At 40.5% G+C, this 13780-nt stretch carries 9 protein-coding genes and 1 pseudogene; 2 read left to right on the top strand and 8 right to left on the bottom strand.

Annotated elements, in window-relative coordinates; genetic code table 11:
- Positions 1 to 242: 242 nt before the first annotated feature.
- The 8 genes and pseudogenes from malQ to AC1U9Z_RS12630 all read right to left on the bottom strand — a co-directional run.
- A pseudogene (malQ, locus tag AC1U9Z_RS12665) lies at positions 243 to 1787 on the bottom strand (4-alpha-glucanotransferase); the annotation flags it as partial.
- A 30-nt stretch (positions 1788 to 1817) separates the two neighbouring features.
- Positions 1818 to 3776 (bottom strand): glycoside hydrolase family 13 protein, encoded by a 1959-nt coding sequence (locus AC1U9Z_RS12660; protein WP_479957598.1) that lies wholly within the window; start codon positions 3774 to 3776, stop codon positions 1818 to 1820.
- Between the two features lie 5 nt (positions 3777 to 3781).
- Positions 3782 to 5230, bottom strand: a complete 1449-nt coding sequence (gene glgA, locus AC1U9Z_RS12655) for a glycogen synthase GlgA (protein ID WP_479957596.1) — start codon at positions 5228 to 5230, stop codon at positions 3782 to 3784.
- Positions 5231 to 5335: 105 nt separating this feature from the next.
- Complete coding sequence (gene glgD / locus AC1U9Z_RS12650) at positions 5336 to 6451, bottom strand: glucose-1-phosphate adenylyltransferase subunit GlgD (RefSeq protein ID WP_333531650.1); 1116 nt, start codon at positions 6449 to 6451, stop codon at positions 5336 to 5338.
- Between the two features lie 14 nt (positions 6452 to 6465).
- Entirely contained in the window at positions 6466 to 7674 is a 1209-nt protein-coding gene (locus AC1U9Z_RS12645; protein ID WP_442886073.1) for a glucose-1-phosphate adenylyltransferase, read from the bottom strand.
- 69 nt (positions 7675 to 7743) lie between these two features.
- The gene (glgB, locus tag AC1U9Z_RS12640) at positions 7744 to 9639 is read right to left on the bottom strand and encodes a 1,4-alpha-glucan branching protein GlgB (RefSeq protein ID WP_333531649.1); all 1896 of its coding nucleotides are present in this window, start codon (positions 9637 to 9639) and stop codon (positions 7744 to 7746) included.
- A gap of 199 nt (positions 9640 to 9838) precedes the next feature.
- On the bottom strand, positions 9839 to 10015 hold the full coding sequence (locus AC1U9Z_RS12635) for a hypothetical protein (RefSeq protein WP_333531648.1): 177 nt from the start codon (positions 10013 to 10015) through the stop codon (positions 9839 to 9841).
- Between the two features lie 33 nt (positions 10016 to 10048).
- Positions 10049 to 11545 carry a putative sulfate exporter family transporter gene (locus AC1U9Z_RS12630; RefSeq protein ID WP_333531646.1) on the bottom strand — a complete coding sequence of 499 codons (1497 nt, stop codon included), beginning with the start codon at positions 11543 to 11545 and terminating at the stop codon, positions 10049 to 10051.
- Between the two features lie 261 nt (positions 11546 to 11806).
- On the opposite strand from AC1U9Z_RS12630, the gene AC1U9Z_RS12625 reads away from it, so the two are divergent.
- Both AC1U9Z_RS12625 and AC1U9Z_RS12620 read left to right on the top strand, forming a co-directional pair.
- Positions 11807 to 12466 carry an undecaprenyl diphosphate synthase family protein gene (locus tag AC1U9Z_RS12625; RefSeq protein WP_333529281.1) on the top strand — a complete coding sequence of 220 codons (660 nt, stop codon included), beginning with the start codon at positions 11807 to 11809 and terminating at the stop codon, positions 12464 to 12466.
- 155 nt (positions 12467 to 12621) lie between these two features.
- On the top strand, positions 12622 to 13776 hold the full coding sequence (locus AC1U9Z_RS12620; protein ID WP_333529280.1) for a hypothetical protein: 1155 nt from the start codon (positions 12622 to 12624) through the stop codon (positions 13774 to 13776).
- Positions 13777 to 13780: the final 4 nt, after the last annotated feature.

The raw sequence follows: 13780 nt of genomic DNA, 5'->3' as shown, positions 1-13780 counted from the left end.
TCTCTTCCCTTGTTTTGTTGTGCCCAAACCGGGGCCTAAATGGTAAAATTCGCCTTCGTAGATGTAATAATTTTTATGTCACAAATAAAAAAGGGCGTGTCGCCATACGTTTTCATTTAAACGTTTTGCGACACGCCCTTTTCCATTCATCATTTTAGGGGCTGTTTTGATATTTTTAATCATAACATTTTGTTGCGGTATTATCTAACAAAGAAGAATTTGACCTATTATTGGGGATTTTACTATACTCTGCCACTATCCTCGGTAATCGTCCTCAGCCTGGTCTCAATCTCCTGGGTGATGGAGCCCCGGTGAAAGCGCCAGGCCCAGTTGGTGCCGCCAACTGTTCCGGGGTAATTCATTCTGGCCTCGCTGTCGAGGCAAAGGATATCTTGGAGGGGAATAATGGCATAATTAGACTTGCAATGAAAGGCTAAGTCAATCAGCCTCCAGCAGATGCTTTCTTCCTGGGGGTCCCAGTTTAGGTATTCCTGTAAGAAATCAAGATCATCAGGCAATCGTTTGTTGTACCAACCCAAGGTTGTATCATTATCATGGGTTCCCGTATAAACCACCGAATTTTCTTCGTATTGGTCCGGTAAAAAATCTTCTTTTTCATTACTGTGTAAATTAAAGTGTAGTATTTTCATACCCGGAAAATTAAATTTTTCCTTTAACTCCACCACTTCCTGTGTAATAATACCTAGATCCTCAGCAATAACAGGTATTTCTCCCAAGTACTTGGTAATTGTGTTAAAAAACTGCTCCCCAGGTCCCTTGACCCATTTTCCATTGACTGCGGTTTCTTCACCAGCCGGTATCTCCCAGTAGGCTTCAAAGCCCCTAAAATGGTCAATGCGAATAATATCTACCATTCTGAGCAGGTGGGTGAACCGATCACGCCACCATTGGTAATCATCCTTTGCCATTTCTGACCAGCGATAATGGGGGTTCCCCCAAAGTTGTCCTGTGGTACTGAAGTAATCCGGCGGTACGCCGGATACCTTGGTTGGATTGCCGGTGGCATCCAACTCAAATAGCTTTGGGTTGGCCCAGGCATCACTGCTATCATAAGAAACAAAAATTGGTAAATCGCCAATAATTTTGATACCGTAATGGTTGGCATATTTTTTTAATTGCAGCCACTGATTCGATAAAGCGTATTGCAGGAAATAGTGGTATTCTATTTCTTCCTTTAGGAAACTCCGATAAAAATTCAGGGACTTTGTTTCCCTTAGGGTAATTGATTTTTCCCAGCGATTCCAGGGCAGACCGTTAAAATGTCCCTTTAAGGCCATAAACAAAGCATAGTCTGCCAGCCATTTGTTCTCCGTACAGAAATTCATAAAATCCTTCGGTAACTTCTTTTGAAAATTGGCAAAGGCTTTTCTAAGCAGCCCTTCCTTGTATGGGCGTACCTGTTCAAATTCTACCCGTTCCGGATTAAAATAAGGTATGTTGGCAATATCCTGCTTACTTAATAACTGCTCCCCCAGCAGAAGATCGATGCTAATTAGTAAGGGATTTCCCGCAAAGGCGGAATAACTTTGGAAGGGTGACTCACCGAAGCCAACTGGATTGAGGGGCAGTACCTGCCAAAGTTTTTGCTTGCTTCTGGACAAAAAGTCCACAAATTCGTGGGCTTCCTTTCCTAGATCGCCTATTCCATATTTAGATGGCAAAGAGGTTAGATGTAGCAGGACACCGCTTGTTCTAGTTGTCATATGCATCTCCTGTTTTAGACCTTTCCTTTCGGCTCTGTTAATGCTTATTGTTGATTTCATTCTTGAATGGTCTTGGTCATTCTGTTGAGTTTTTTAAAGACTGTTGTTTGCCAATAAAACGCCTTGTAGTGGCTGCAGTGTAAAATGCACGAATCCATCTCGCAAATGATATACCTGGTTATCCTGTAACAAGTCAATCATTGATCCGCTGCACCACTTTTTTAAATCCAGTGCAACACTTACAGGAATGTCCCTATTGGCGTTAACTAAAACTAAAAACACATTATTTGACGCCGGTCTGTTAAAAACATCTTTTCCCTTTTCGGTTACCCTTAGATAACCATAAACTTGCCCCTGGCTGTATATTGGCTGCCAGAGACCCGTTCGTAAAGCTTGATAGTTGTTCCTTAAATTGATTAGTTTCTTATACCAGGCTAATAATTCCGTGTTTTCGTGGCCCCAGGGATAGGTTCCTCTGTTTAATGGGTCCCGATAACCAACCATCCCCACTTCATCCCCATAATAAATACAGGGAACACCGGGAAAGGTCATTTGCAGTAAAGCAAGTAATCTTAACCTGGCTAGGCCAAGCTTTAATTGCTCCTTCGATAAGTTTAGTTTTTCTTGGTCTTCCCGGGAAAGTGATTCTTCCGGAGGCGCATCACTAAGGAGTGTTAGTGCCCGGGAAACATCATGGGTACCTATTAAATTCATCGTCGAGTAAAAGTGTTGCAGGGGATAATTTTCATACAGGCTCATCAATCGATTATGCGTACCAAAAGCATCGGCTCTCCCCAATAAAAAATCTAACCAGATGCTGCGAAAGGGATAATTCATAACGGAGTCCAATTCTTCACCCAGTAGATATTCACGGATCTCACTGTAACTTATTTTATGGGAAGCATCTTCCCATACCTCGCCTATTAACACTGCATCTGGGTTGGTATTTTTCATGGCTGCTCGTATTTTCTTAACAAATTCCGGCGGTAGTTCATCCACCACATCCAAGCGCCAACCCTTGGCCCCCATCCTTAGCCAATGCTTGATCACACTATCTTCTCCGGTAATGATAAACTCTTGATAAGAGGGGTTTAGCTCATTGACATTGGGCAGTGTATCAACGCCCCACCAGCAATCATATTGGTCGGGGAAATTGGTAAACCGATACCAGGCATAATAGGGTGACTCCTTAGACTGATAAGCCCCCAGGGTTGGATAATGACCTTCTTTATTAAAATATCGGCTATCACTACCCGTGTGACTGAAAACCCCATCTAAAATAATGGAAATACCCATTTGCTCTGCCTTACTGCACAATTCCTGAAAAATTTTATCATTACCAAACATGGGATCAATTTTCTTGTAATCCCCTGTGTCATATTTATGGCTGCTGGCTGCCTCAAAAATAGGGTTTAAATAGATTACACCAATGCCCAGTTCCTTTAAGTAGGGTAATTTTTTGATAACACCCAACAAATTACCGCCAAAAAAATCAAAACAAACTGTTTTTCCGGTAACCGTATCCTTCCCATACCTGGGTGTGGCACTCCACTCGGGATAGATCATACAGTGTTTTTTGGGATTTAAGATTTGCCCCGTTTCATGTCCATTAAAAAACCTATCTACAAATATTTGGTACATGACTGCATCTTTAAACCAATGGGGAGTTAGCAAATCCCTTTTATGGACTGTAATTTGGTAGGACGGTGGTTCATGGTCATATATTTTTCCCACCCCACCCAATTGTTGAGAATTGTTGCCATAGTAATAGACCTTGGAATTTTTAACAATAATAAAGTAATACCATAATAGCCCCTGGCGAGGGGGCGCACTAATTTGAACCCGAAAAACCCTTCTATCACCCTGATTCTCCTGGGGCTGCATGGCTATTTTTTCTTCTTCACGGCCATACTTCCAAAGGCGCAAAAATACGGCTTCCACCTCTCCGGCTTCTAAGGTTAAAGCCAGGGTTATTTTTTCTGCACAAGGAACAGCCCCAAAGGGGCTGCGGTAGAAAACCTCATGGGAATGATGATAAATCCAATCCGTCATTGGCATTATCCCCCTATTTGCTGCTTATACATTAACTTCTTATACAAGTCTTGATACTTTTGGGCCGATTTATACCAGCTAAAATCACATTGCATCGCATTCGTGGTAATTTTAGACCAAATATCCTTTTGATAGTAAAAACCAATGGCTCTCTTTAAGGTATAAAGAAAATCATGCCCATTCAGATGGGTAAAACTAAAACCATTGCCCTCTCCAGTATATTCATTATAGGGTTTTATGCTATCGATCAGACCACCGGTTTCCCTAACAAGGGGAATGGAACCATAGCGTAAGGCAATCAATTGGCTTAAACCACAGGGTTCAAATACCGAAGGCATGAGATAAATATCCGAACCGGCATAAATTTGGTGAGCCAAGGTGTTGCCGAACAGGATATTGGCTGATACTTTGTCAGGAAATCTCCAGGCTGCATCCCGGAACATATCCTCATAATACCGATCACCGGTTCCCAATACTACCAGTTGAATATCCATTGCTAACATATCTTCCAATATATCTTTAATAAGCTGCATACCCTTTTGACTGACCAGCCTGGAAACCATAGCCAATACCGGAATGTCACGACGTATCGGTAAGCCTACTATTCTTTGCAAGTTTTCTTTGTTATCTTGTTTATCATCGATTGATTCATAAGAAAATTTTTTGCAAATACATGAATCATTAGCGGCATTATAATATTCGACATCAATACCATTTAAAATACCGTGAAGATTTTTTTTCTTGTGCCTAAAAAGCCCATCCAACCGTTCACCATATTCAGGCCTTTGAATTTCCTCTGCATAGGTTGCACTGACGGTGGTTATGAGGTCTGAATAGTTCACCCCACCCTTCATAAAGCTAACCTGTCCGTGGAATTCTATGCCATCCAAACCGAAATGTTCCCGTCCTAAACCTAACACATCGCCTAATATAGAACCGGGAAAGACACCCTGATACTGTAAATTATGAATGGTAAAGGCGGTCTTAATGTCTGTGTAGAAGGGATCATTCTGATACTGGGACCGAAGAAAGACGCTGATCATTCCGGTATGCCAATCATGGCAGTGAATAATATCAGGCAGAAAGGCCAACCGGGGCAGTGCTGCCAATACTGCCCGGGAGAAAAAGGCAAAGCGTTCGGCTTCATCCATAAAACCATATAGACCCTGTCTTTTAAAATAAAATTCGTTATCTATAAAATAAAAGGTAACACCATCGTATTCTAATCTTTCTATCCCGCAATATAAATTCCGCCAACTTAAAGGAACCTGAAAATGGTTCAAGTAGGTCATTTTTTCCCTAAAGGAAATCGGTATATCACCATACTTCGGCAGGATAACCCTTGCATCAACCCCTTGTTTGATCAATTCCCTGGGTAAGGAACCAATAACATCAGCCAAGCCACCGGTTTTTACAAAGGGAACTCCTTCGGAGGCTACAAATAAAACTTTCATAGGCTTTCCACCCTTTTTTCATAAAGATCTACCGTAACTTTTCGCTGATAGCCATTAGCTATTAGCCATTAGTAAACGCTAACGGCTAATAGCTAATGCTGAAAACTAAATTACTGTTCTCTTCTTAATTACTAAGGGATAATGTTCTTCACCCTTCAGGTGTTTGTCCTTTGTAATAATGACTCCCTTATCTGCTATCACATGTTCAACGGTTGCATTCTCCTGGATTTCACACTTTTGCATAATAATGCTATCCTTGATATGAGCACCCTTGCCAACCTTGACACCTCTAAAAACAACACTGTTTTCTACAATGCCATTAATAATACAATCATTTGCTACCAGGGCATTGCTAACCTTTGCTCCTTCATTGTATTTGGTAGGTGGCCCATCCTTCGTTTTGGTAAAGATTTTCCCCTGGTCATAAAAGAGTTTTCGCCATATTTCTGGCTTCAGTAGATCCATACTGTGTTTATAATAACTTGGCACACTGTTAATGGTGGCTAAATAACCTTGATAGGGAAAACCAAAAACCCTTAACCGATGAAGATTTTTGATGAAGCCATCCCTAACCATGTCACATTCTCCCCGAGAATGACAGCTGTTAATTAAATCTACCAACAAGCTTTTCTTCATAATGAACATTTCCATGGACATTTTATTGCTGGTTGTTTTGGCCGGAGAGATTTCAATGCCAATAATTCTTCCGTCCTCTACGGTATCCACAAAATGGCTTTGCGTTAGATTTATTGACTGGTTCTCTATATCTTTGTAAATTATAGTGATATCCGCCTGCATGGCCTGATGAAATTTAAAGGCTTCTTGGTAATTAATATTGCAAAGCACATTGACACCCGAAATCAGTACATACTTATGACGGCTATAATTAATATAATCCAGATGATTGTAAAAGTGGCGCAGATCCCAATGGTAAATGCCCTGATTATTGTATTGACTCGGTGGTAAAAAAAACAAACCGTCTCTTTTACGATCTAAATCCCATTCTTTTCCTCTCCCCAGATGATCCATTAGGGCACGATATTGATGTTGAACAAGAATTCCTACATTACGAATACCTGAATTCACCATATTGGAAAGGACAAAGTCAATCATCCTGTAACGCCCGCCAAAGGGTACTGCCGCCACTGGACGGTGATAACTAAGTTCCTTAAGGTAATCTTCATTTTCCATTAAATTAATAATTCCCATAACATCCTTCACGCCATCACCTCCGGCTATCCTACTTTGCAATCAAACTTGCAGCTTTTCTTTAATGCCTGACCACCTGAAACCACGATATTTCCTTCCACCACCGTAATCTTTGAGCATAACTCATTGCACTTTTGGCAGAATTCATCCAGACAGCCAATCTTGCATTGATCTTCTATTTGGGTGTCAACTCCAACGATGGCCTTTTCAATTGTCACATTTTCACCAATTCTTACATTGGGCATAATGACTGAGTCCCTAATGGTAGATCCCTTTCCGAGATAAACACCTGGAAACAATATACTGTTATAAACACTGCCGTAAACCATGCATCCCTCGTTAATCAATGAACAATTAACATCAGCACTGGCAGCAATATATTGGGGTGGGTGATGGGGGGTAACCGAATAAATTCTCCATTCTTGGTCATTGAGGTTTAATAAGGGGCTTTCTGATAACAAATCCATGTTAGCTTGCCACAGGCTTTCGATGGTTCCTACATCCCGCCAATATCCTTTAAAGGGATAGGCAAACATTCTTTGGCCAGCTTGAAGCATCATTGGAATAATATTTTTACCAAAATCATTACTGGAACGGGGGTTATTTTCATCCTTTTCCAGATATCCCTTTAAAATACCCCAGTTAAATATATAAACACCCATCGATGCCAGGTTACTTTTAGGTACGGTAGGTTTCTCCTCAAATTCAATAATTCTAGCATCCTTAGCTGTATTCATAATGCCAAAGCCGCTGGCTTCCTGCCAGGGTACTTCTATCACAGCAATGGTGGCATCTGCTTGCTTTTCTTTATGAAAATCCAACATTAAAGAATAATCCATTTTATAGATGTGATCACCGGATAGTACTAATAAATATTTAGGATTGTAGCGATCTACATATTCAATATTTTGATAGATAGCGTTAGCAGTACCTTTGTACCATTCTCCCCCCATTTCCTTGACAAAGGGCGGCAGTACAGTAACACCCCCGTTTTTCCGGTCCAAGTCCCAGTGACTGCCAATACCAATATAGGTGTTCAAAGCCAGTGGTTGGTACTGGGTTAATACGCCAACGGTATCAAAACCAGAGTTATTGCAATTGCTCAGGGTAAAATCAATAATCCTATAGCGACCCCCAAAGGGAACAGCTGGTTTTGCTAGTTTCTTGGTTAACACCCCCAGTCGACTGCCTTGTCCTCCAGCCAACAGCATAGCCACACACTCTTTTCTTTGCATATTAACCCCTCCTTCTTTAAACAGCTTCTATATTAAGCTACGGAACGGTCAAAACCGTTCCCAAGACACTTATTCAGCATTAATTAACAGAGTCTTTAAGTAAACGACTGCTAAGGGAGGTACCTTAATTGACAGGGAAAATGCTTGATTGTGCCAAGGCACATCCTCAGCCAATAAAATACCATTTATTTGTCCCGAACCGCCAAAACAAACCTCATCACTGTTAAACACTTCCGTGTATTCACCCAGATAGGGTACGCCAATCCGATAACCTTCCCGAACAACGGGTGTAAAATTGCAAACTATAATTAGAAATTCCCCTGGGTTTTTACCCAGCCTCATAAAGGTAATAACACTTTGGCTGTAATCATGGGGATCAATCCATTGAAAACCATTTTCATGATGATCCAGCTGCCAGAGGGCCTTTTCTGTCTTGTAAAAATGGTTTAAGGTCTTGACATAATGATGCATTTTTTTATGCAGATCAAAATCCAGCAAGTGCCAATCCAGACTTTTATTTTCATCCCATTCAATAAACTGTGCAAATTCCCCCCCCATAAAGAGAAGCTTTTTACCTGGATGAGCCATCATATAGCCAAAAAGAAGTCTTAGGTTGGCAAATTTTTGCCAATAATCACCGGGCATACGATTGAGTAAAGATTTTTTTCCATGTACAACCTCGTCGTGGGATAAGGGTAAAATATAGTTTTCTGAAAAGGTATACATAAAAGAAAAGGTAAGTAGGTTGTGATGCCATTTTCTATGAATGGGGTCCATCTGCATATAGCGAAGGATGTCGTTCATCCAGCCCATATTCCACTTGTAGTTATAACCCAACCCGCCTAAAAAGGTAGGGCTGGTTACCAGTGGCCAAGTCGTAGATTCCTCCGCAATCATCAGGGCGTTAGGGTGATACTCAAATACAAACTCATTTAATTTTTTCATAAAGGAAATTGCCTCTAAATTTTCTTTGCCGCCAAATCTATTTACCAACCATTGCCCCTGTTGCTTGCCATAATCTAAATAAAGCATATAAGCAACGGCGTCCACCCTAAGACCGTCAATATGATAAACATCCAACCAAAATAAAGCACTGGAAATTAAGAAACTTTGGATTTCAGGCTTGGCATAATCAAAATTCAGGGTTCCCCACTGCTGGTTTTCTGCTTGTAAATCGTTATCTGATTCATACAGGGGTAACCCATCAAATCGCCCCAGACCGTGACAGTCTTTACAAAAGTGGGCCGGTACCCAGTCTAAAATAACCCCGATGCCCCTCTGATGGCATTGATCTACAAAATACATAAAATCATGGGGTGTACCATAACGACTGGTAATTGAGTAAAACCCGGTGAGTTGATAGCCCCAGGAAGCGTCCAAGGGATACTCCATGATCGGTAAAAGCTCTATATGGGTATAGCCCATTGCACATACGTAATCAATTAATTGATCAGCTAGTGTCCGATAGTCCAAAAAATCATGACCCTGCCGCCGCCAAGAACCCAAATGTACCTCATAGATATTGATAGGCCTTTCATATAAGGCTTCCTTCGTCTTGCCTTCTTGATAGGCTGCATCTTGCCACTGATACCCAGTCAGGTTAATTACCCGGGATGCCGTGTCTGGTCTCATTTCCGAATAAAAGGCATAGGGATCGGATTTTAATAATACTCCCCCCTGTCCAGTAAATATTTCATATTTATAGATAGCATTTACTTGTAGTCCAGGCACAAAAAGAACCCAAACTTGATGATCCTTTGCCCTATGCATTCTATGCTGATGCCCCTGCCAATTATTAAAATCACCCACAATCCGAACTTCAACTGCATGGGGAGCCCAAAGGGCAAACCGGACTCCTTCCCTGCCATCCTGTTGCATAACATGGGCACCAAATATTTCATAGGCCCTTGTGTGGGACCCTTCATGAAACAAATACAAATTAATTTCCCCTGGAAAAGTATTCATTTTTGTCCCACCTTTTGTTATGGTTTTGTACTTTATATACAATATACGATGTAACCCCATCATTTCCTTTTTTTACCACGAAATATTAAACTTATATTATCTTCGTTTTTTGACAAGGTACCACTATTTTACAATCATTTCAATATGTATTTTGTAGGAAAATTAAAAACCGCTGCAAATGCAACGGTTTTTAATTTTTTTAGTGAAATGGTTTGAATATAAAGATGAAAACAACCAGTAAACCCAGACCAAGGAGCAGTGAGTAAGATATTAGTTTTTTCTCAATGGGTTGCAGTTCAAACCATTCATCCTCGTAATCCAGTTGTTGTGTAGTAACTGTAGGCTGTTTAACATCCCTGATTTTAACTTCCGACATATATAAAATACCTCCCTTTTATCTCCCGGCTATTTAACCTCCAATAATCGGTGGCATAATACCGTGGTAGAAAATCCAGGAGATGACTAATCCTACCCAAAGAATAAAGCCAAATAGGCATACGGTATATACCGCCACAATACGTCCCATACCGGCATCCCAGAGTTTGCGTACATTGGTAATTAAACCAATGGAGAAAAAGCATAGGGCAAAGAACAGAGTTCGAAAGCCATTGGCTTGATCTGTACCAGTCTTAGCTCCATCCATAATATTTGGATCATTGTAACCCCAGATTAATAGAAGAATAAATGTAAAGACAAAACCAATGACGAATTTGGGGAAGCGATCCCATATTTCAGCCGCAGACACCTTGCCTTTGGTAACGGATGATCCCTGTCCCTTCTCATTAAGTTTAAAGACAGACCAGATAATGGCTAAAATAAAGGCCCATACACCGATAAAGACATCAATAAACACCTTCGTCGTCGTGGCCGCCATGAGCATCCAGCCCTCTTCGTAATTGACCCCTGTTTCTTTTAAAGCCTTTGCCCGAATCAACGAGTCGGTAATAGCTCCACTGGCCACCGCACCGCCGTCACTTTTAACGGCTAAGCCCATCCAGGCACCGGCAACCATCGGTTCTTCGTATAAAAAGGTTTGACCAAACCAAGGTAAAACTAACATTTCAATGGCCACAAAAACGATAATAACCGCGGATAAAATAACAGGCACGATGGGACGAGAACGGATGGCTCCACCAGTGGCTATGGCAGCAGATACACCACAAATGGATATCCCCGAAGCAAGGGGTGCCGCCCATTCAGGAGTAAATTTAAAGTATTTTCTAGAGATAAAATATACTACGGGCCAGTAAATTAAATAGGCTTCAACCACGGCACAGAGACCCCGTACAATTACTGTACTGGCTAAGCCCAGGGCACCCAGGGTTTTAACCCCAATGGCTGCACCTAAAATAACAATACCAGTCTTAATAAACCATTCAGGCTTGGCTGCTTCCTCTAAATACCTGGCCGTACTTGGGAAGAAGTTGCCAATGACCAGACCAACTAACATGGCAATAATAAAACCCATTTCCCCTAAACCCAGAGACCAACCAATACCTAAACTTTCTTGTTTGTCAGGGGTAGCGGCAATGTAAGCATTTTGTCCGATGACCATACAAAGCATAGTAATGACAAATATGGTCGTAAAACCAATTATAAACCTTTTAACATTGGCACCCATTACCTTAGCGCCGATGGTGGTTAATACCAACATAAACAGATAGGTAAGGAAGAGTGATGTTGGACCAGACATTGTTTCTTTATAGACCTTTGACATGGGAGCAAAGGATTTTGACAAATCTGTCCAGGTAGAAAATTTTACTCCCCAGCCTAATAGGTCAGCTCCAAAAATCGGTCCTAAACCTAGGGCAAAGATAAACAAACCCAACCAGACTGCCCACCAGTCTTCATTTTTCGACATTGGCACCTTCCCGCTGACAGATGCATTTGTGTCGGTATGAATCATGCTATCCCTCCTTAAACTTTATACTTAGTTAGTTGTTTTGATCTAAAATCACCCTTTCGTTTTGAAGTTACCCCACATGATTTTATGTAGTTAAATTATAAATATTCCTTTTAAACAAAAAAGTCAACCACTTTTTGTCATATTTATCAAAATATTAGTTAAAAAATTGTCACTACGATTATTTATTTTTTTGCATAGAATAGCAAAAAATTATCCATATTAACCTAGAAATAATATTGGCAAATATTTAAGAGGTGTAATATGATTCCAAAATTCAAACGTCTTCCTAAACATATTGGTATAATTCCTGACGGGAACAGAAGGTGGGCTGTGAATCAAGGCTTATCGAAGGAATCCGGCTACAACCGTGGTATTGACCCAGGTTTTGCCTTATATGAATTATGCCTTGAATTAGGTATTCCGGAGGTTACATTCTACGGTTTTACTGTGGATAATACCAAACGTCCTGCCATTCAAAAGCGAGCTTTTCAAAAGGCTTGTGTGGATGCGGTGAATATTTTAGCGAACCGTGATGCTTCTTTATTGGTGATTGGCAACCATGAGTCACCACAATTTCCTGAGGAATTATTGCCCTATACCACTCGCAAAACCTTTGGCGGGGATAGGATAAAAATTAATTTTTTAGTGAATTATGGCTGGAAGTGGGATTTAAGTCATGCCATGACAAATAAAGCAAAAGAGACATGCTTGCTGCATGAAGAGATCGCCTCTAAGGATATTTCAAGAATCGATTTGATTATTCGTTGGGGAGGCAGGAGAAGATTAAGCGGTTTTTTACCTGTCCAATCAATTTACGCTGATTTCTATGTGGTTGAGGATCTATGGCCTGATTTTCAAGCTAAACATTTTTTGGATGCCTTAAGTTGGTACCAAAACCAGGATATTACTTTAGGAGGATAAGAAGAGTCAAAATTAATCAATATTTAATTATTTTCACAATAATATAATATTGAAATTAATACCATGGCGTGTTACTATTAATATATTAATAGCGAAAAGAATACATAGTCTTTACCACGCAAAAATGATTCACCTAGGGTTAAGGAGGTTAAGGCATGTTTAATTCAGTTAATTGTCTAGAAATGATCGATCATTCATCTCCCTCCTCAAAAATGAAAAGTACGTCAAAACTCCACGAGGTTCTGTTCAATGCCTTTCCTATTTCCTGGGTTATCACCAAAAGTGACCATCACTACTGGGACTATGATATTGAAATATTAGACCGTCATACCCCAAAAGGAGTACATTTTTCCCTAATAATTTCTCATGACCCTTCCCAAAGTTTAAACATGACCACAGATGCTTTAAAGTGGTATATGGATGAAGCTGATAAACCTGTCATTTTAGTGAACATTAACATAAAAGATGGGACTTCTTCTTGGTTGTTATTACAGGATTATATCCAAGGTATCTTGGAGGTAAAAAATACGCATTGGCGCACCATGCAGCAGATTACCCTTGAAATTCCTAAGCATCACCTGCTGCCAGCCTCAATGAACAAATTTATTAGCTCTGTCTATTATGGCTGTGAGCTTTTATACATAAAACAATTTTACAACTATTTCAACAATATTCACAAGCATATTTCAGAATTTCTTAATTCCCCGGCAGAAATTAAACGGGCTATTGATCTGGAAGCAGCTCGTTCCAGCTTGGGACAATCCTGTACTTCCTGTAATAGTAATGACCCGTTAACCGAACTCATTCAAGAAGCCGATCAAAAAATCCAATCAAGTTTGGAACAAGCCCAAGGTATGAAAGTTTTAGATCCAAAGGATAATCGTACTGCTTATTACTGTATCAGTGCTGCGATGGATCTATATGGGTCCAGGGCCTCTGCGGAAATTCGTTATACTGCACTGGGAGAAATGTCTTTCTATGACTACCTGCTGAACTTTATGAAAACCTTTGAGTCATTAACACCAAGAACGAATTTACTGGCAGTAGCACCTGTAGAACATAAGCGATACTTTTCAGCTATACAAGATTTAACCAACTTAATAATTGGGTCAATTAATGAAGGTCAGATAATTGCAGCTAGTATGTTAACAATTCGATTGGCGGACACCTATTTATTTGCCCTGCCTTACTTAATGAGCTGTTTAGACCAGCCAATGACCGCACCATTGATGGAATACGCCCAAAGCCTGTTAATGCTCGCCCATGAGATGGCTTCCTTGATGGAATATCCTCAAAATTTATTGCAATAAAAAG

The sequence above is a fragment of the Desulfotomaculum sp. genome, assembly GCF_982386235.1.
The sequence above is the reverse complement of the archived record's forward strand: the minus strand, read 5'-3'. Positions and strand labels throughout refer to the sequence as shown.